At 73.4% G+C, this 17,446-nt stretch carries 22 protein-coding genes and 1 pseudogene; 11 read left to right on the forward strand and 12 right to left on the reverse strand.

Annotation, left to right across the window (positions count from 1 at the left end):
• Positions 1-162 precede the first annotated feature (162 nt).
• A complete protein-coding gene (locus ACFY3L_RS40020; RefSeq protein ID WP_389336827.1) occupies positions 163-669 on the forward strand; it encodes a SigE family RNA polymerase sigma factor in 507 nt (168 codons plus the stop codon).
• Positions 666-2,072, forward strand: coding sequence for a hypothetical protein (locus tag ACFY3L_RS40025; protein ID WP_389336830.1), 1,407 nt, complete (start codon positions 666-668; stop codon positions 2,070-2,072). The genes ACFY3L_RS40020 and ACFY3L_RS40025 overlap by 4 nt, the downstream gene beginning before the upstream one ends.
• 18 nt (positions 2,073-2,090) lie before the next feature.
• Here ACFY3L_RS40025 and ACFY3L_RS40030 read toward each other — a convergent pair whose 3' ends face one another.
• From ACFY3L_RS40030 to ACFY3L_RS40045, 4 genes are all read right to left on the reverse strand, one after another.
• Positions 2,091-2,759 (reverse strand): hypothetical protein, encoded by a 669-nt coding sequence (locus ACFY3L_RS40030; RefSeq protein WP_389336833.1) that lies wholly within the window; start codon positions 2,757-2,759, stop codon positions 2,091-2,093.
• Between the two features lie 239 nt (positions 2,760-2,998).
• Complete coding sequence (locus tag ACFY3L_RS40035; RefSeq protein WP_389336836.1) at positions 2,999-3,553, reverse strand: DUF488 family protein; 555 nt, start codon at positions 3,551-3,553, stop codon at positions 2,999-3,001.
• A 67-nt stretch (positions 3,554-3,620) separates the two neighbouring features.
• A complete protein-coding gene (locus ACFY3L_RS40040; protein WP_389336839.1) occupies positions 3,621-4,148 on the reverse strand; it encodes a nitroreductase family protein in 528 nt (175 codons plus the stop codon).
• A 2-nt stretch (positions 4,149-4,150) separates the two neighbouring features.
• Positions 4,151-4,363, reverse strand: a complete 213-nt coding sequence (locus ACFY3L_RS40045; protein ID WP_389336842.1) for a hypothetical protein — start codon at positions 4,361-4,363, stop codon at positions 4,151-4,153.
• A 47-nt stretch (positions 4,364-4,410) separates the two neighbouring features.
• Here ACFY3L_RS40045 and ACFY3L_RS40050 point away from each other — a divergent pair, with 47 nt between their 5' ends.
• The gene (locus ACFY3L_RS40050; protein WP_389336845.1) at positions 4,411-5,547 is read left to right on the forward strand and encodes an NAD(P)/FAD-dependent oxidoreductase; all 1,137 of its coding nucleotides are present in this window, start codon (positions 4,411-4,413) and stop codon (positions 5,545-5,547) included.
• A gap of 293 nt (positions 5,548-5,840) precedes the next feature.
• On the opposite strand, the pseudogene ACFY3L_RS40055 reads toward ACFY3L_RS40050, so the two are convergent.
• A pseudogene (locus ACFY3L_RS40055) lies at positions 5,841-6,425 on the reverse strand (SDR family NAD(P)-dependent oxidoreductase); the annotation flags it as partial.
• A gap of 374 nt (positions 6,426-6,799) precedes the next feature.
• On the opposite strand from ACFY3L_RS40055, the gene ACFY3L_RS40060 reads away from it, so the two are divergent.
• On the forward strand, positions 6,800-7,930 hold the full coding sequence (locus ACFY3L_RS40060) for a SigB/SigF/SigG family RNA polymerase sigma factor (protein WP_389336848.1): 1,131 nt from the start codon (positions 6,800-6,802) through the stop codon (positions 7,928-7,930).
• Between the two features lie 10 nt (positions 7,931-7,940).
• Here the strand turns inward: ACFY3L_RS40060 and ACFY3L_RS40065 are convergent, their stop codons facing one another.
• Positions 7,941-8,675, reverse strand: a complete 735-nt coding sequence (locus ACFY3L_RS40065; protein WP_389336851.1) for an ATP-binding protein — start codon at positions 8,673-8,675, stop codon at positions 7,941-7,943.
• Between the two features lie 148 nt (positions 8,676-8,823).
• On the opposite strand from ACFY3L_RS40065, the gene ACFY3L_RS40070 reads away from it, so the two are divergent.
• From ACFY3L_RS40070 to ACFY3L_RS40080, 3 genes are all read left to right on the forward strand, one after another.
• On the forward strand, positions 8,824-9,168 hold the full coding sequence (locus tag ACFY3L_RS40070; protein WP_389336854.1) for a hypothetical protein: 345 nt from the start codon (positions 8,824-8,826) through the stop codon (positions 9,166-9,168).
• Positions 9,169-9,242: 74 nt separating this feature from the next.
• Entirely contained in the window at positions 9,243-9,506 is a 264-nt protein-coding gene (locus tag ACFY3L_RS40075; RefSeq protein WP_389336856.1) for a hypothetical protein, read from the forward strand.
• A gap of 15 nt (positions 9,507-9,521) precedes the next feature.
• Positions 9,522-10,319: a methyltransferase domain-containing protein gene (locus ACFY3L_RS40080; RefSeq protein WP_389336858.1), complete on the forward strand. Its 798-nt coding sequence runs from the start codon at positions 9,522-9,524 to the stop codon at positions 10,317-10,319.
• Between the two features lie 136 nt (positions 10,320-10,455).
• Here the strand turns inward: ACFY3L_RS40080 and ACFY3L_RS40085 are convergent, their stop codons facing one another.
• Positions 10,456-11,436, reverse strand: a complete 981-nt coding sequence (locus ACFY3L_RS40085; RefSeq protein WP_389337067.1) for a TIGR03557 family F420-dependent LLM class oxidoreductase — start codon at positions 11,434-11,436, stop codon at positions 10,456-10,458.
• Positions 11,437-11,608: 172 nt separating this feature from the next.
• Positions 11,609-11,788, reverse strand: a complete 180-nt coding sequence (locus ACFY3L_RS40090) for a BTAD domain-containing putative transcriptional regulator (protein WP_389337070.1) — start codon at positions 11,786-11,788, stop codon at positions 11,609-11,611.
• A gap of 437 nt (positions 11,789-12,225) precedes the next feature.
• Here ACFY3L_RS40090 and ACFY3L_RS40095 point away from each other — a divergent pair, with 437 nt between their 5' ends.
• Positions 12,226-12,942 (forward strand): hypothetical protein, encoded by a 717-nt coding sequence (locus tag ACFY3L_RS40095; RefSeq protein WP_389336861.1) that lies wholly within the window; start codon positions 12,226-12,228, stop codon positions 12,940-12,942.
• Between the two features lie 19 nt (positions 12,943-12,961).
• Here the strand turns inward: ACFY3L_RS40095 and ACFY3L_RS40100 are convergent, their stop codons facing one another.
• Positions 12,962-13,420 carry a carboxymuconolactone decarboxylase family protein gene (locus ACFY3L_RS40100; RefSeq protein WP_389336864.1) on the reverse strand — a complete coding sequence of 153 codons (459 nt, stop codon included), beginning with the start codon at positions 13,418-13,420 and terminating at the stop codon, positions 12,962-12,964.
• Positions 13,421-13,512: 92 nt separating this feature from the next.
• Here ACFY3L_RS40100 and ACFY3L_RS40105 point away from each other — a divergent pair, with 92 nt between their 5' ends.
• Positions 13,513-14,397: a sigma-70 family RNA polymerase sigma factor gene (locus ACFY3L_RS40105; RefSeq protein WP_389336867.1), complete on the forward strand. Its 885-nt coding sequence runs from the start codon at positions 13,513-13,515 to the stop codon at positions 14,395-14,397.
• Positions 14,398-14,511: 114 nt separating this feature from the next.
• Complete coding sequence (locus ACFY3L_RS40110; RefSeq protein WP_389336870.1) at positions 14,512-14,634, forward strand: hypothetical protein; 123 nt, start codon at positions 14,512-14,514, stop codon at positions 14,632-14,634.
• 5 nt (positions 14,635-14,639) lie between these two features.
• Here ACFY3L_RS40110 and ACFY3L_RS40115 read toward each other — a convergent pair whose 3' ends face one another.
• From ACFY3L_RS40115 to ACFY3L_RS40125, 3 genes are all read right to left on the reverse strand, one after another.
• Entirely contained in the window at positions 14,640-15,056 is a 417-nt protein-coding gene (locus ACFY3L_RS40115) for a response regulator transcription factor (RefSeq protein WP_389336873.1), read from the reverse strand.
• A 209-nt stretch (positions 15,057-15,265) separates the two neighbouring features.
• The gene (locus ACFY3L_RS40120; RefSeq protein ID WP_389336876.1) at positions 15,266-15,850 is read right to left on the reverse strand and encodes an OsmC family protein; all 585 of its coding nucleotides are present in this window, start codon (positions 15,848-15,850) and stop codon (positions 15,266-15,268) included.
• Positions 15,847-16,437 carry a carboxymuconolactone decarboxylase family protein gene (locus ACFY3L_RS40125; RefSeq protein ID WP_389336879.1) on the reverse strand — a complete coding sequence of 197 codons (591 nt, stop codon included), beginning with the start codon at positions 16,435-16,437 and terminating at the stop codon, positions 15,847-15,849. Before ACFY3L_RS40125 ends, ACFY3L_RS40120 begins: the two co-directional genes overlap by 4 nt.
• Before the next feature lie 130 nt (positions 16,438-16,567).
• On the opposite strand from ACFY3L_RS40125, the gene ACFY3L_RS40130 reads away from it, so the two are divergent.
• On the forward strand, positions 16,568-17,446 hold an 879-nt coding region (locus ACFY3L_RS40130), incomplete at its 3' end, for a response regulator transcription factor (protein ID WP_389336882.1).

Here is a 17,446-nt window from a genome sequence, read left to right on the forward strand (position 1 = left end):
CGGACGACCGATCACTGCGCATGACGACGAAGGGGCGTCATCGACGGCCGGGTGGCGGACGCCCGTCGATGCGTGACTTTCCGAAAATGTTAGCGATAACACTTCTGGTGTCAAGAGCGGCCGCGCTCAACCGGATTGGGCACGGAAGGCGTCGTACTCGTCATGAGTGAGCACGATGACGGCTTCCGGTCGTTCGTCACGGCGCAGTGGGGGCCGCTGACCCGCACCGCGTTCCTGCTGACCGGCGACCGCGGCGTCGCCGAGGACCTCGTGCAGTCGGTGCTGGAGAAGGCGCACCGGCGGTGGAGCCGGATCCTGCGCTCCGACGCGCCCGAGGTGTACGTACGGCGCGCCATGGTCAACACCGCCATCTCGTGGCGCCGGCGGAAACGCCTCGCCGAGGTGCCGCTGCTACCGGCCGACGACACACCGGCGGACGACCCGTACGGCCGGGTCGACGACCGCCAGCAGCTCGTCGCGGCGCTGCGACGGCTGCCGCCGAGGACCCGGGCGATCCTCGTGCTGCGGTACTTCGAGGACATGAGCGAGGCCGACATCGCGGCCACGCTCGGCTGCTCGACCGGCTCGGTGAAGAGCCAGGCGTCCCGCGGGCTCGCCCGCCTCCGCGCCCACGTCGCCCCCACCAGCCTGCAGGAGGACCCGGTATGACCGACCACGTCACGACAGCACTGCACGATGCCCTGGCCGGTGAGGCGGCCAGGATGACCACGCCCGAGGACCCCTGGCCGCGCTTCGCGGCACGGGAGTCGGCGCACCGGCGGGTGCGGCGGCGCCGGACGGCCACCGCGGTCGCAGCAGTCCTGGCGATCCTGATCGGCGTACAGACCAACGTGGTCCCGCTGCCGGGCTGGGTGCCGGCCGTCGCCGTCGCGGCCGCACCCTCCCGGCTGACCGCCGGGCCGACCCGCGGCAGCCTCGCCGGCGACGCCGCCTGGCTGGAAGGGCTGCGCCGCCAGATCCCGTACATCACGGAGCCCGAGGGACTGTGGGAGGTCGCGGACCGCGGCGCGATCCGGATCGTGTTCGCCGGCGACATCGCCGGGCACCGGCTCGCGTTCGTCCTGCTGCGGGTGCGTCTCGGCCTGGTCAGCGCCTGGACGATCGCCCGGTACGGCGGCCCGGCAGGCGCCGCACCTGACCGCATGATGTTCGACGGGACCATGGACGCCCGCGAGCCGGTCGCGACGCTGTTCGACGGCACGGTGACCGGTGGCGGCTTCGCCCTGGTCGTCGGGCCACCGGGGGCAGCGGTGACGATCAATGGCGGCGCCGTCTACACCGCCGAGGGCACCGTCGTCCGCCGGACGCTCGCCACCTCCACCGACGGCAGCGGTGTCGCGTCGGTCGTGCTGCCGCCGGGTCGGCAGCCCGAGGTCGCCACGCGGGTCACCGTCGACGGCGCGCTGTACTACTCCGGCCCCCTGACCGGCGGCTGGTCCGGCCGGCCCGGCGAGTCCGAGGACCCGACGCCGGAGATGCTCGACGCCGCCGCACGCGGCGCCCGCGGGCCGGGCCTGGACCCTCGGGTGTTCCTGACGTTCACCGCCACGGCACTGCACTCCAGCCGGCTGTACCCGCAGGACGTCACCCTCAGGCTGCTGTGGACCGGCACGGTGAACGGCCAGCCCGCCGGCCTGCTGACCCTGCAGCCCCCCGGCGGCGGCGTCGTCGTGTGGGCCTTCCACGGCAACGACAGGGTCCACAGCTTCGACCTGCGCCTGCTCGTGCCGGCCGACGGCGCCTTCGAGCGGCCGTACGCGTGGCGGCTGCGCGCCGAGGGCCACGGCGACACCGTGACCGACCGGGTGGTCGTGGTCGCCCCGCCGGGTGCGGCGTCCGTCACCGTCACGTCCGGCGGTGGGGCGCCCGTACAGGTGCCGCTGGACGCTTCCGGGTCAGGTGAGACGACCGTCCCGCCGGGCACCCCGGCCGTCGTCACCGCCTACACGGCCGGCGGCGAGGTGATGGCGACCACCCCGCTGCACGTCCTGGAGGGCGACGCGAGCCAGCTGCCCGGCGACACCCCCGGCACCCGTGTCACCGGCTCCTGACGCGGGTGCCGGCCCGGCTCAGCTCGTGGGACTGGCGGTGGCGGTGGGCTTCGCGCCGCTGCCACCGCCGCTCTCGCCGCCCTTGCCGCCCTTGCCACTGCGGTCGTCGTGGTCGCCCTTGCCGGTCCTGGCGGTGAAGGTCTTGAGGTCTGCGCTCACCTCGTACATCACCTTGACGCCGTCCTTGGCGCCGAACACGTCGTAGGAGCCGTCCGAATCCTTCCGCACGCCCTTCACCGTCACCGACGCGTCCTTCTCCTTCATCGCGGCCGTCACCTTCGCCAGCTCGTCACCGGTCACGGCCGTGCCGCCGTGTCCGCCGCGCTTGCCGTCGTGGTCGCCCTTGCCGGTCCTGGCGGTGAAGGTCTTGAGGTCTGCGCTCACCTCGTACATCACCTTGGCGCCGTCCTTGGTGCCGAACACGTCGTAGGAGCCGTCCGAATCCTTCCGCACGCCCTTCACCGTCACCGACGCGTCCTTCTCCTTCATCGCGGCCGTCACCTTCGCCAGCTCGTCACCGGTCACGGCGGTGTGGGCACCGCCACCGCGCTGGTGGCCGGGGGCGGTGGAGCCGCTGGCGGACGGGGACGGCGCCGTGGTGGCGGCGATCGCGGGGACGCCGAAAAGGAGTGCGCCGGCCGCGGCGGTGCCGGCGGCGGCGAGGCTGATCTTCATAGTGCGACGCACGCTGAGTGTCCTTCCAGTTCGATCATGGTGCTCGACTGGAACTCAGACTGCCCCGGCTTCCTGTGTACAGCCTGTCAACGACCTGGTGTTTCGCCGCCGATCCGGCCGTTGGCAGCCGTGCCACATGGCTGACCGCGCCTCACCGTCGTCGTGACGCACGGTGCCGATCCGCACCACGTCCGGCGCTGCTCCACGGTGGTCGACGCGAGCGGGCACGGCAGGGGTCCGGACGGTGCGGATCACAAACCGGGCAACGTCTGCTGATCGTCATAGACGGGCCAGCCGTCCTCGTCCCGGCGGACTCCTTGCGTCAGGCGGTGCGCCTGCCGGGTGCCGGCGTCGACCAGGTGCTCGACCGCCGCACCCCGCATGACGAGCGCGTCCGCGACGAGCATGCGGTGACAGTGCCACCACAGCGTCTCGGCGCACAGCACGGCCGGCAGCTCGGTCGCGGCCCGATCGACGAGGTCGTCGAGGGCGGTGCGGAACACCGGCGTGTCCATGTGGTCGGCGTACGCGGCGAACGCGGCGTTGCGCAGCGCGGTGTGCCGGGAGCCCGGGGTGGAGCGCCGCCGCCCGCCGAGGGTCTCGCCCTGCCAGGTGTACCGCAGCCCGGCGCCGGTCACCGCCTCGGCCAGGGCCTCCCGGCCGTACTGCGGATGCCGGCGCGACCCGGGGAACCGGCGCACGTCGACCAGCGTGCGTACGCCGGCCGTGACGAGGAGGTCGAGCAGCGCCTCGACGGGCCGCGCACCGTGCCCGACCGTCCAGACCTTCACCGCCCCGCCGTCCACCGGAGGAACGCTACCCCGGCTCCGGAAGGGCGGCCCAGGAACGGGCGGCCTTCAGGAGGGGGCGGCTTCAGGAACGGGAGCTGAAGGTGCCGTAGTGGACGACCTCGTCGAACGGGCGGCGGGCAGGGGCGCGGAGCGGCCGGAGCGGCCGGTCGGCGGGGTAGCCGACGCCAATCAGGTAGGCGACGGTGTGACCGTCGGGCACGCCGAGGATCTTGCGGGCCTTCTCCTGGTCGCCGACCCCCGCGTGGCCGGTGCCGATGCCCAGGTCCGCGGCGGCGACGAGGATGGCGTAGGTCGCCTGGCCGAGGTCGTACCGGTCGGTGAGGCGGGTCCGCTCGTCCGGTGCGTCCGGCAGCACCAGGGCGATCGCGGCCGCCGCAGTGGCGATGTGCTGCGCGCCGGGCCAGACGGTCGCAAGCTCGGTCAGCTGTTCGCGGTCGGTGACGATGACGAAGTCCCAGTGCTGCTGGTTGGACGCGGACGGCGCCCGCCAGGCCGCCTCGGCGATGCGCCGGAGGTCTTCCGCCGGCACCGGGTCCGGCCCGTACTTGCGGACGTTGCGTCGCGACCGCACCGCATCCCACGTCTCCATCGTCACAGCTCCGTGCTACTCAGGGCGCGCAGCCGCAGCTCCGACGCCATCTCGGCCCACACCGCCGCATCGGGAAGGGCGGGCGGGCAGTGCTCCGCCGGGTAACTTTCCGCCCGAGCCACGCCGAAACCGATCAGGCGGTGGCCGAACCGGATCACCCGGTTCGCGAGGTGGGTGACTGCCGCGTGCCCCGTGAGCTGTCCTGCGAGCGCCATGCGGACCAGCGTAGCGGATTTCCTACTCAAGAGATAGGATTACTTCCGTGAGTTTCCATGAGGTGGGGATCGTGGGCGCGGGGGTGCACGGCCTCAGCGCCGCGTATCACCTGGCCCGGCGGGGTGTGTCGACGGTCGTGTTCGAGCGCGGCACGCGGGCCGGGGGGCCGACCGGCCGGGCCAGCGGAGTGGTGCGGTCCTACTACACCAACCGGTTCCTGGCCGAGGTCGCCCGCGACAGCACGGCCGTGCTCGCCGACTTCGCCGACCGGGTCGGCGGTGAGAGCGGCTACGTGCGGACCGGCGGCCTGTACCTGCACGGCCCCGACGACCTGGCGGACGTCCGCGGCACCGGCGGCGACCACGAGATCCTGACCGACCATCTCGCGACGCGCTTCAGCTACCTGAACCTCGACGGGACCGCGGTCGGCGTGTGGGAGGAGCGCGCGGGGTACGCCGACCCGTACCGCACCGCGCTCGGGTACGCCGCCGCGGCCGTACGACACGGCGCGACGCTGCTGGAGCACGCCGCCGTGCGGGGCATTCACGAAGGACCGCGGTCCGTCCAGGTCGTGCTCGCCGACCAGAGCCGGCACGAGGTCGGGCAGTTGCTGGTCGCCGCCGGACCGTGGACCGCGCCGCTGCTGACGCAGGTCGGCGTCACGCTGCCGCTGACCGCGGAGCGCCACGTCGTCGCCGGCCTGGCGCACCCGCCGGAGGCCGCCCCGCACGCGGTCCCGTACGTGCTGATCGACGTCCAGCACGGGTACTACTCCAGGCCGGCCGGCGCGCACCGCTTCCTGCTCGGCCCGCTCGCCCCGACCGTCGCCACCGACCCCGACGACTTCTCCGCCGACGTCACCGGCGCCGAGTTCGCGTGGCTCGCCGCCCGCGCGGCGCGGCGGGCACCGGTGCGGGCCCGGGCGGCGGCGGACCGCGGCTGGGCGTCCCTGTACGACGTCAGCCCCGACTGGCAGCCGGTCACCGGCCGGGTCACCGAGCGCGTCTACGTGGACGCCGGCACCAGCGGGCACGGCTTCAAGCTCGCACCCGTGTGGGGCGACCACGTGGCCAGGCTGCTCACCGGCGACCCCGACCCGCGGCTCGAGCAGTTCTCACCGGACCGCTTCGCCGCCGGGTCGGCCCTCGCCGCCGGCTTCGGCGCCGCGCGCATCCTGGGCTGAGTCCGCCCTGGGTCCGCCCTGGGTCCGCTTTGGGTCCGCTCTGGGTCCGCACTGGGGCCGTCCTGGCGCCGGTCAGTCGGCGGAGCCGGCTCGGCCATCTTGCGGTGCATCTCGGCCTTGACGGTGTCGGGGACGACCTTGCCGGCGACGGCCTCGACCTTGTTCGTGAAGGAGCCGGCGACCACATGGTCGTCGCCGTCCATGAGGGCCTTGAAGCCCTGCTCGGCGACCTTCGCCGGGTCGTCCTTCCTGCCGGCGCCGACGCGCGTGCCGGTCATGTCGGCGCGCTCGAAGAAGGCGGTGTCGGTGGGGCCGGGCATCAGGGAGGTGACGGTGACGCCGGTGTCCTTGAGCTCGTTGCGGACCGCCTCGGCGAAGGACTGCACGAAGGACTTCGACGCGTTGTACACCGCCTGGTAGGAGCCCGGCATCGTGGCCGCGATCGACGAGGTGAACAGGACCTTGCCGGCGCCGCGGCCGACCATGTCCGGCAGCACCCGCTTGGCGAGGTGGACGGTCGACGTGACGTTGACGTCGATGATGTTGAGCTCGTCGCGCAGGTCGGTGTCGCGGGTGAAGTCGCCGCCGGCGCCACGGCCGGCGTTGAGGGCGATCGCGTCGACGGGCCGGCCCGTCGCGGCGATGTCCTGGCACAGCCGCTCGACCCCGTCGTAGGTGGCCAGGTCGACCTGGCAGGTGCGCACCTGGGCGCCGCCGTCGCGCCGCAGGTCGGCACCGGCCTGCTCGATGCCGGGGTCCTCGGCGGCGAGGAGCAGGTCGAAGCCGTGCTGGGCGAACTGCTTCGCCAGCTCGTAGCCGATGCCGCTGCTGGCGCCGGTGACGACGGCGAGAGGCCGGCCGGTGGTGGGTGCGCTCATGTCCGATTCCCTTCCAGGGGTGTGCGCAATCCGCTACCCCCGCGAATCACCCGGAAACGTTCGCCGTGGTGGGCCGCCCGGGCCGCTACGCGGGCTCGTCCGTTCGGATTGCTGGTGACCATTCGCCTGAACCGATGGCCGGCGATCCGCTACCGTCGGAGGCGGGCGCGCGCGTCGCGCTCGGTCCGACGGCGTTCCGGCGACACGACCTGCCGGGCCGCCGCACACGGCGACATCGGATCCGTCAGGAGCGCAGGAAGCCACAGTCAGCCGCGGTTCGCGCTCACCTCCCGGGGGTACGACAGGGGCATAACGAAACAGGGAGGAGCCCGGCACATGGCCGCATCACGGAGGCGAATCCCACCGGCGACGTCGTGGAACTGACCATCGCCCTGTCGTCCAGGGACGACGAGGACCTCATCGAGCTGACCGGCATCCTCGACTACGCGTCGATTCCGTACCTGCGGCACATCGTGTTCGAGCTGCTGGACGACCACCGGCACCAGATCGTCGTGGGCGCGTCCGGGCTGCGCCTGCTCGACGCCGCCTCGATCAAGCTGCTCCTGTATCTGCAGAGCCGCGCCGAGCACGTCGGCGGCGACCTGCGGCTCGCGGAGGCCGGCGGCACCGCCCTGGCCGCCCTCGAGGTCACCGGCGTCGCCAAGCAACTGGGTGTCTACGACGAGCTGGCCTGGCCGGTACACCGGCGGCAACGGGAACCCGTCGAGCTCGACGGCATGCGCGTCAGTCACGGCGAATGGCCCGCGAACACGACTGACCTGCTGACGCGGCTGCACGAGCTGGACGCTGACGACCCCACCCGGCGCCGCGGCCGCGACGAGGTCATCGAGCTGTGCCTGCCCACCGCCCACCGCCTCGCGCGACGCTACAGCGGCGGTGGCAGCCCGGCCGCCGACCTGGCGCAGGTCGCGGCGCTTGGCCTGGTCAAGGCCGTCGACGGCTTCGACCCCGCGCACGGCGTGGAGTTCGGCGCGTACGCGACGCCGACGGTCCTCGGCGAGATAAAGCGGCACTTCCGGGACCGCACGACCGGCATCCGGATGCCGCGCCGGCTGCAGGAGCTGCGGCTGTCGGTCAACAAGGTCCGCGACGAGCTGACCCAGCTGCTCGGGCACGCGCCGACCGGCGCCGATTTCGCCGCGCACCTCGGCGCCGAGGAGGTGGAGATCGTCGAGATGCTCGGCGCGTGCAACGGCCACCAGCCGCTGTCGCTGGACCTGCCCGCCGCCGGCGCCGAGGACGACACAACCCTGATGGACCTCGTCGGCCGCGAGGACCCGGCGTTCGACCTGGTCGAGCACCGGGAGGCGCTACGGGTGCTGGTGGCGCAGCTGCCGGAGCGCGAGCAGCGGATCCTGAGCCTGCGCTTCTACGGCAACCTCCCGCAGGGGCAGATCGCCACGCTGGTCGGCCTTTCCCAGATGCACGTGTCACCCCTGCTGCGCCAGTCGCTGGCGACGCTGCGCCGCCGCCTGACCGAGTAGTCTTCCGGCGCTATCCGCCGAGCGTGCACCACACGATCTTGCCGTCGGAGGTCGGGGTGGCGCCCCACGCGCTCGTGAACGCCTCGACGATCACCAGCCCACGGCCGCCGCCGGCCTCCGCCTCGCCCCCGCCGCCGAGGCGGGGCATCGCCGGGGAGTGGTCGCGCACCGCCAGGTGCAGCCGGCGCCGGTGCGCCGACGCCCACGCCGTGCGCGGTCCGGCGCCGTGCTCCAGCGCGTTGACGACGAGCTCCATGACGACCAGCTCGGCGTGCTCGGCCAGCGCGTTCAGCCTCTCCCGCGCGCACAGCATCCGCACCACGTCGCGGGCGCCGGCGAGACACTCCGGCCCCTCGGAGATCTCCCACCGCACCCGCACCGGCCGGCTCCGCCCCGCGGCGAGCGCCTCCGCCGCCGCCCGGTCCGCGGCGAGCGGCACGTGCCGGCCGATCGCGAGGTCCTCGAGCTCCCGGGCCAGGGCCGGCGACGCGGAGTGTTGGACGAGGTCGGCGCCCGGCCACGCGGCGGCCGCCCGGGCGAGCGGCACGAACGCGGTCAACGCGATCGGCTCGGTGCCGGTGACGCCGGCCAGGTCAATGAGGACCGCATCCGGCTCGGCGGCGAGCGCACCCAGCACGCTGCGCCGCAGCTCGGGCGTGGTGTGCGGGTCGATGCGACCCTTCACCGTCACATATGCCAGCGGAGGCGAGAGCTCGACCTGGCAGGCGAGAGCGGCTGGCGGCACCGACCCACTCTACGGCCGCCCCGGCGGACGCGCCGGGAGAAGTGACCATCGGTTCATCAACCTGCCGTGGCCGGCGACCGGGTCACGCCCGTCGATCCGCGACCGGCCGGGACGTCGGCCAGGCCCTGGAGATCACCGACCTGCCGCGATGGTGGACGACCGCCTCGCCGAGGAGCGTCAGGCGAAGGAGACCCTCACCGTCCTGGTCGAGGGCGGCGTGGACGCCGACCGGTTCGACGCCGGCATCCTGCTGCTGCGCGACGCCGTGCTCGAACATGCCCGGCATGAGGAGCGCTCCGAGTTCCCGCTGCTGCGGGAGCATGTGCCGGCGGAGCGGCTGCGCACCCTCGCCACCGCGCTCAAGGCCGCCGAGGCCGTCGCCCCGGCCCGCCCGCACCCCGGCACCGAGTCGGCGAAGGCGAACCTGGCCGCCGGGCCGGTCCTCGCGGTCGCCGACCGGGTCCGCGACGCGATCCGCAGCGCCGCCGGCTGACCTTCCGGCGCCCGGTGCCGGTTGGTCCGCCCGGCTGGACGTTTTCCTGCTCACCCGCCGGGTAGGAGCCTGGTATGACCACCGACACGAACCAGGACATTCTGCTCGTCGGCGGGCCGCGGGACGGGGCAGTGGTCCATTCGCCCGGCTCCGCCGTCGTCGAGATCGAGATCGACGGTTTCATCCACAAGTACGTGCTGACCAGCAAGAAGCGGCAGCACGACGGCACGTCGTACACCGTCTACAACTACGACGGCGAGATCGACCCCAGGGGCGCCACGCCCGGCGCGGAAACCCCCGGTGGAGGGCAGCACAATCCCATCAACATCGACGAGTGATGCGATGATGCGGGCGTGACGGACGGCGGCGGGTACCTGCTCGACAACCAGCAGCCGGAGGCGGGCGCCCGCTTCACCGCCCTGGAGGCGCTGTTCGACCCGTCCACGTTCCGCCACATCGACGCGCTGGGTATCGGTGCGGGCTGGCGGTGCTGGGAGGTCGGCGCCGGCGGCACGGGCGTGCCGTCCTGGCTCGCCTCGCGCGTCGGCCCTGCCGGGCACGTCCTGGCCACCGACATCGACGTCTCCTGGACCGGGTCCGGCAGCGGCGCCGGCTACGAGGTCCGCCGCCATGACGTGGGTGTCGACCCGCCGCCGGACGACCGCTTCGACCTCGTGCACGCCCGCCTGGTGCTGGTCCACGTCCCGCAGCGCGCCCGTGCCCTTGCGGCGATGGCCGCGTCGGTACGACCCGGCGGCTGGCTTCTGCTCGAGGAGGCCGACCCGTCGCTGCAACCCCTCGTCTGCCCCGACGAGTCCGGCCCGCCCCAACGCCTGGCGAACAAGCTCAAGCACGACTTCCGCACGCTCATGGCCGCCCGCGGCGTGGACCTCGCGTACGGCCGCACCCTGCCGCGCCTGCTGCGCGAGGCGGGCCTCGTCGACGTCGCGGCCGACGCGTACTTCCCGGTCACCGGGCCCGCCTGCGCCGCCCTGGAGCACGCCACGACCCGTCAGATCCGCGGCTCCCTGACCCGGGCCGGGCTCGCCACCGACGCGGAGATCGACCAGCACCTGGCCAACATCGAGGCGGGCCTCCTCGACCTCACCACCTCCCCCATGATCTCCGCCTGGGGCCGCGTCCCGTCGTGACCTGGCCGGCGAGCGCCTCGCTCACCTCTGATCGGGCGCTTCGCTCACCTCTCTGATCGGGCGCTTCGCTCTCATCTCTGATCAGGCGCTTCGCTCACTGGCGGGAGGTGCTTCGCTCACTGGCGAGGCGCCTCGCTCACTTGGCGAGGGTGCGGAGCCGGTCGAGCAAGGGGGCGGCGGCCTCGTCCAGGAAGCGCTGCTGCAGGGCGTCGCCGACCTGGACGACGGCGACGTCGGTGAAGCCGGCCTCCCAGTACGGCTTGACGCTCTCGGCGAGCTCGTCGAGGTCGGGCCCGCAGGCGATCGAGCCGGCCACGTCCTCCTTCCGCACGAACTGGCTGGCGGCGGTGAACCCGGCGGGCGTGGGCAGGTCGGCGTTGACGGCCCAGCCGCCGCCGAACCAGCGGAACTGCTCGTGGGCGAGGTCGATCGCCTGCTGCTTGTCCGGCGCCCAGCAGATCGGGATCTGGCCGATCGCGCGGGACGCCGCGGCGCCGGTCGGACGGGCCCGCGACCATCCGGAGACGAGGTCCGCGTCGGGCTCGACGGCGATGAGGTGGTCGCCGAGCGGGGCGAACCGCTCGACCGACTTCTCGCCGGAGACGGCGAGGCCGAGCGGCACGCCGCCGTCCGGCGCGTCCCAGATGCGGGCGGAGTCGACACGGAAGTAGTCGCCGTCCCAGGTGACCAGCTCGCCGGTGTGCAGGGCGCGGATGATCTGGACGGCCTCCTCCAGCATGTCCTGCCGCTGCGCGACCGGCGGCCAGCCCTCGCCGGTGATGTGCTCGTTGAGGTTCTCGCCGGCGCCGAGGCCGAGGATGAACCGGCCGTCGGACAGCAGCTGCAGGGTGGCCGCCTTCTGGGCGACGACCGCCGGGTGGTACCGCTGGATCGGGCAGGTCACGTAGGTGGCCAGCTCCACCCGGGACGTCGCGTGCGCCACGGCACCCAGGACCGACCAGGCGTAGGGGGCGTGGCCCTGCTCCGTGAGCCACGGCGAGTAGTGGTCGCTGCAGACCTCGAAGTCGAAGCCGGCCTCCTCGGCCTGCACCGCGTAGCGGACCAGGTCCTTCGGCCCGCTCTGCTCCGTCATCAGCGTGTACCCGAACCTGACCACCGTGCCACCGCCCATCCGTCGACCTTGTCGTTGACCCTTGTCGTTGACCCTGTCGTTGACTTTGTCGTTGTCGCCGTGCCCGGCCGGCGGACCGTCAAACACTCACAGGTCAGGTCCGGCACAATGACTGTCCCGCGACCGCCGTGACCGGTTTCGAAAGTGCTGCGTCGCGTCACGACGACAAGCGGTCCGCCACCGGTGCACGGCGAACGCGGGGGGCGCGCCACAGCGCCGCCGCCTCCCGGTAGCCTGCGACGGCCTCTGTGGCGCGGTTCACGGAGCTCGCCTGTCGCGCCCGGCGCAGCGCCTCCTCGAACCGCCACAGGTCCAGCTCGCCGTCGCCGATGCGCAGCCGGTACCCCCTGAGCCTGCGTCAGGATCACCGTGCGTAGCGGACAGACGCCGCAGCGCCGACACGCGGATCTGCACCTGCACCCGCGCCGTCGACGGCGGCTCCTCGCCGTAGAGCGCCTCGACGAGCCGATCGAGCCGCACGGCTTTGTCGGCTTCCGGCAGCAACGCGGCCAGCACCGTGCGCTGCCGCTGGCTGCCGAGGTCGACGCGCTCCCCCGTCTGCCAGGACCTCGAGCGCGCCGAGCGCGAGATACCGCATGCACATTCCCCGATGATCGAGTCAACGGCACCGGAGGCGATGGCGACCGTCGGTAGCCACGGGTGCTGACTTCCGGCGGCTTCTCGGGTACTGTCCGCGTGGCATTCTGCACCCGCCCCCGCTCGCTGCCGGTTCGCGGCCGGAATGCGGAATCACCACCGAGGAGGGCAGGGACCATGACGCAGCAGCACGGGATGCGACCGTATGACGATCGGCTCGCGAACGGTCACGCGACGTTGAACAACACCGCGGAGCAGCAGGCGCCCCGCCCCGACATGAGCTCCATCAACGCGCAGCACCAGGCGCTGCAGGTGCTGACGATGGCGCAGCGCACCGCCGAGGAGCACCTCGACGGCGCGAAGCGCGAGGCCGAGCAGATCCGCGCCGGCGCCCACGCCGAGGCCGGGCAGATCGTGCAGAAGGCCCAGGCGCGCGCCGACGCGCTGCGCGCCGAGGCCGAGAAGATCATCGCCGACGCGCGGGCGCAGGCCGACAGCATCGCCCAGTCGGCGGAGCAGTTCGCCGCCGAGACGGAGCAGAACGCCTCCGACGTCCTGGCCGAGGCGCAGGACCGTTCGGACAAAATCATCCAGCAGGCCCGCGCCAGCGCCCACGAGATCAAGCAGCGCGCCGAGCAGATCTACGAGGACGTGGTCGGCGGCCTGACCGCCAAGCGGCAGGCCCTGCAGCAGCAGATCGAGGCCCTGGAGCGCTTCGACCACGAGTACCGGTCCCGCCTCACCTCGTTCATGCAGCAGCAGATGCGCGCCCTGTGGGTGAGCCAGCCGCAGGTCGAGGCCGACATCGAGGACGGCGAGGCGGTGGCCGGCGAGCTCGTCGCCGGCCCGCGGCACGAGCAGCAGTCCGAGCCGGAGCCGTCCCGCGACGTGTGATCCGGGTGTGCTCCGGGCGTCACTCCCACCTGGTGCCGGCGGGCACCCGCAGGGTGGTGTTGATCCGGTTGAAGAAGTTCGTGACCGCGACCATCAGCACCAGCGCGCCCAGCTGGCGCTCGTCGTAGTGCTCCGAGGCCTCGGCCCAGATCTCGTCGGTGACCGCGCCCGGCCGGTCGGCGAGCCGGGTCGCGGCCTCGGTGAGCGCGAGCGCGGCCCGCTCGGCGTCGTCGAACGCCGGGTGCTCGTACCAGGCGGCGACGGCGAGCAGCTTGTCGGTGCCGATGCCCGCCTTGGCACCGCTCACTCCCCCGGCGTCCACGCAGGCGCTGCAGCCGTTGATCTGGCTCGCCCGCAGGTGCACCAGTTCGAGGGTCTGCCGCGGTACGCCTCCCGCGTACACCTGCTTGTACAGGTGCTGGATAGCCGCGGTGATGTCGGGCTGGGTCGCGGCGTTCTGGATTCGTGGTGTCGTCATGTCATTGCGACGTCCGCCGCCGCCGGAAGGTAACGCGTTACCTTTCCGGTCCCGTGGACGTCGTGGTGGTGACACCGCATGGAGGGAACGCCGTGACCGACGAGTTCGATGCCCACCGTCCGTATCTGCACGCCGTCGCGTACCGCATCCTCGGCAGCCACGCCGACGCGGACGACGCCGTGCAGGAGGCGTGGCTGCGCCTGGCCCGGACGGGGTCCGACGGCATCGAGGACCTGCGCGGCTGGCTCACCACGGTCACCTCGAGGATCTGCCTCGACGCGTTGCGTGCCCGTGGCCGGCGCGGCGAGGAGCCGCTGGAACTGCTCGTCGGCTCGCTCTCCGATGACGCCGACCCGGAGCGCGAGGCGATGCTCGCCGAGTCGGTGGGTCTCGCGCTGTACGTCGTGATGGACGCGCTCACGCCGGCGGAGCGGGTGTCGTTCGTGCTGCACGACGTGTTCGACGTGCCGTTCGACACGATCGCCGGCGTCCTCGGGCGCAGCACCGCGGCCACGAAGATGCTCGCCAGCCGCGCCCGCTCCCGCGTCCGCCTCGGCCGCCCCTCTGCCGGCTCACATCCCAGCTCACAGGCCGGCTCACAGGCCGGCTCACAGGCCGGCTCACAGATTGGCGATCGGGCCGCCGCCCGGCAGGTCATCGACGCGTTCCTCGCCGCCGCCGGCCGGGGCGACGTCGCCGGGCTCCTGACCGTCCTCGCCCCCGACATCGAGCTGCACGCGTCCGGCACCCTCATCCGCGGCGCCACCGCCGTCGCCACCCAGGCCACGACGTTCGCCCGCCCCGACGCCGCGGTCCACCCCGCCCTCGTCGACGGCGTCCCCGGCGTCCTCGTCGCCGTCGGCGGCCGCCCGGTGACGGTCATGGCCTTCACCGTCGCCGGCGGCGTCATCACCAGGATCGACACGCTGACCGACCCGGCCCGGCTCGCCCAGATCGTCCCGTCCTGGGCGGTGTGACCTCACCCGTCGAACGGGTCCCAGTGAGCCGCGTACCGCAGCAGCGAGCGGGTCGAGCCGTCAGCGGGTGAGCTGAGCCGGTTGGCCGGTCCGCGAGCGGGGTACGGGTCCGGCATGCGAATCGGCAAGGTCGAAGTGCGGCCGCTGGGTGGTGGTCTCGGCTGCCTCATCATGATCCTGGTGTCGCTGGTGGTGTCCGTGCTCTGCACCGTCGGCGCGAACGTTCTGCTGCGCTGAACGGTTCACGCGGCATGCCGCGGGCGGTACACCGGGACCTGCAGCGGGTGGTGGTCACAGCGGCGCAGCAGCGCCTGGACGCGCAGGACGAACTCGTGCGGGTGGACCGGCTCGGCGAGCCAGTCGTCCGCGCCGGCGTGGAAGGCGTCGACCGCCTCGTCCTCGGTGCCGGCCGGGCCCAGCACGAGGATGGGCAGGTCGTGGGTGCGGGCCTCGCCGCGCAGGGAACGGCACAGCTGCAGGCCGCTCACGCCGGGCAGGCGTTCCTTGACCACCACCGCCGTGACCCCGCCGGTCGCGGCGGCTGCCAGGGCGGCGGGGCCGTCGGCGACCGCGATCACCCGGCAGCCGGCCTGTTCCAGCTGGTACGACATGACGTCGCGCTCGGCCGGGTCGTCCTCGGCGATCAGAATCGCGGCCATCCTGCGTCGTCCTTCCCCCGGCGAAGCTTCGACACACCAGCGTCGCCGCACCGGGGTGCGGGGCGGTTGACGGTCCGGTGCACGCGCGGGGCCGCTACGACGGGCCCGCCCAGGGGCGAAGTGTCGCAGCGGGGACCAACGGTGATGTCCACATGCGGAAGGTTCCTGTCGTGATGGGGCTCTGTAGCCGGGTGGACGCGTTGGCCGGGTCAACCGGTTGCGATCTCGATGGTGACCGGGACGGGGTTGGTGAGGGCGTCGAGGACGGCGGAGTGGGCCCGGGAGTGCTCGACCAGCTCCCGCAGCTGGTCGGCGGGGGCATCGCCCGTGACCGTGAAGTGGACGGTGATCTGGCCGAAGCCGTTGCGGACCGCCGGGTCGAGGCCCAGGACGCCGTTGAGGTCGAGGTCACCGGTGACGGTGGAGCGGACCTCGGTGAGGCGGATGCCGCGGGCGGCGGCGACGATCGCCAGCCCCGCGGTGAGGCAGGACGCGAGCGCGTGCAGGACGAGCTCCGGGCCGGTCGGGCCGTTGTCGCGGCCGGCGAGGACGGCCGGGTGGTCGGCGTCGAACTGAAACGTGCGCTCGTGCGTGCGCTCCTCGCCGGCGGCGGAGTAGTCGTGGATCGTGCCGCGGTTGTGGGTGCCGCTGATCCACTCGTTGTGGGCGCGGAACTGGACCGCGGCCGCGGCCGGGGTGGCGCGCACCGCGTCGGCGGTGGCGAACAGCGCGACGACGTCCACCCCGTTGCGGCTGGAGTCGTCGCGGGTCGAGGCCATGACGGTGCCCGTCAATCGGCGACGGGGCGGCCGAAGGTCACCGCGTCGCGGACGGCGGCGGGGGTCGAGGCGTGCAGGGCCTGGTCCGGGCGGGCGCCGAGCGCGTCGTTGACCGTCGAGAACGCCAGCCGCAGCGCCACGAACACCGTCATCGTGAAGATCTGCGAGTCGCTGAAGCCGGCGGCGCGCAGCAGCTGGACGTCCGCCTCGGTGGTGCCGTTCGGGTCGCGGGCGACCTTGCGCGCCCAGCCGGCCATGGCTCGCTCCTCGGGGCTCAGCCCTGCATCGCTGCCGGTGAGCACCCCGGCGGCGGTCTCCGGTTCGCTGAGCCCGGCGAGCTTGCCGCCCCAGGCGAGCGCGCAGTACGAGTCGCCGAACGCCGACGCGCAGGCGGTGACGAGGATGCCGCGCTGCCGCAGGCTGAGCCGGTCGCCGGCGTTCGCCTTCCCGAGCAGCTCGAACAGGCCCGACAGCGTCTCCGGCTGGTATGCCCACAGGCGGGAGTTGTTCATGACGTACCCGAGCTCGGCGACGTCGTCGTCGAACAGCCGCTGCGCTTCGGCGGTCGTCTCGGGGGTCGCGAGAAAGCCTGTGGTGTCCATGGTGCTCCAGTCGCTGCGTCCGGTGATGTACTGACTGCACCAGCTTCGCCGACGGGCCCTGCCGGGTCATCCGTACTGAGCACGGAACCTCCTACGGAGTTTTGTCAGACCCGCCGGGGAGAATGCGGGCATGAGCGTCCACGGGCAGGACCGTCCGGCCGGCGTCACCGATCGCGAGGCGGAGGTGCTGCGCGCGGTCGGCGAGCGGCTGCGCAACCGGGAGATCGCCGAGCGGCTGCACCTGTCGGTGCGCACCGTTGAGAGCCACGTCGCGGCGCTGCTGCGCAAGCTCGGCGTCGCCGACCGAGCGGCGCTGGTCGAGGCCGGTGCCGCGCTGCGCCGCCCGGCCCGCGCCACGCCGGCCCTTCCGGCGCCGCTGACCAGCCTCGTCGGCCGGGGACGGGAGACCGGCGAGGTCTCGGCGCTGCTGCGTGATCACCGGCTCGTCACGCTGACCGGGCCGGGTGGGGTCGGCAAGACCCGGCTGGCGTTCCGGGTCGCCTCTGACGGCGCGGCCACCGCGGACCGCGCTGGCGACTCGGACGGCACGGACAGCTCGGGCGGCACGGGCAGGTCGGGCAACGCGCACGACTCGGGCAGCACGGGCGGCGCGGGCGGCACAGGCAGGTCGGGCAGCGCACACGGCTCGGGCAGCGCGGGCGGCGCGGGCACCGCAAGCGGCGCGCATGCCTCGGGCAGCGGGCAGGACTTGGGCAGCACGGGCAGCACGGGCGGCACGGGCGGCACGGGCAGCGCACACGACTCGGGCAGCACGGGCGGCACGGGCACCGCAAGCGGCGCGCATGGCTCGGGCAGCGGGCACGACTTGGGCGGCGCGGGCGGCGCGGGCGGCGCGGGCAGCGCGGGCAGCGCGGGCAGCGCGGGCAGCGCGGGCGGCGCGGGCGGCGCGGGCAGCGCGGGCAGCGCGGGCAGCGCGGGCAGCGCGGGCAGCGCGGGCAGCGCGGGCAGCGCGGGCAGCGCGGGCAGCGCGGGCAGCGCGGGCAGCGCG

Source organism: Dactylosporangium sp. NPDC000521 (assembly GCF_042898305.1).
Taxonomy (GTDB): domain Bacteria; phylum Actinomycetota; class Actinomycetes; order Mycobacteriales; family Micromonosporaceae; genus Dactylosporangium.

Coding starts and splice junctions, on each gene's coding strand:
- ACFY3L_RS40020 (WP_389336827.1), top strand. CDS start 163: ATGAGTGAGCACGATGACGGCTTCCGGTCGTTCGTCACGGCGCAGTGG.
- ACFY3L_RS40025 (WP_389336830.1), top strand. CDS start 666: ATGACCGACCACGTCACGACAGCACTGCACGATGCCCTGGCCGGTGAG.
- ACFY3L_RS40040 (WP_389336839.1), bottom strand. CDS start 4,148: ATGGAGACGTGGGATGCGGTGCGGTCGCGACGCAACGTCCGCAAGTAC.
- ACFY3L_RS40045 (WP_389336842.1), bottom strand. CDS start 4,363: ATGGCGCTCGCAGGACAGCTCACGGGGCACGCGGCAGTCACCCACCTC.
- ACFY3L_RS40070 (WP_389336854.1), top strand. CDS start 8,824: ATGGTGGACGACCGCCTCGCCGAGGAGCGTCAGGCGAAGGAGACCCTC.
- ACFY3L_RS40075 (WP_389336856.1), top strand. CDS start 9,243: ATGACCACCGACACGAACCAGGACATTCTGCTCGTCGGCGGGCCGCGG.
- ACFY3L_RS40095 (WP_389336861.1), top strand. CDS start 12,226: ATGACGCAGCAGCACGGGATGCGACCGTATGACGATCGGCTCGCGAAC.
- ACFY3L_RS40100 (WP_389336864.1), bottom strand. CDS start 13,420: ATGACGACACCACGAATCCAGAACGCCGCGACCCAGCCCGACATCACC.
- ACFY3L_RS40110 (WP_389336870.1), top strand. CDS start 14,512: ATGCGAATCGGCAAGGTCGAAGTGCGGCCGCTGGGTGGTGGTCTCGGC.
- ACFY3L_RS40115 (WP_389336873.1), bottom strand. CDS start 15,056: ATGGCCGCGATTCTGATCGCCGAGGACGACCCGGCCGAGCGCGACGTC.
- ACFY3L_RS40125 (WP_389336879.1), bottom strand. CDS start 16,437: ATGGACACCACAGGCTTTCTCGCGACCCCCGAGACGACCGCCGAAGCG.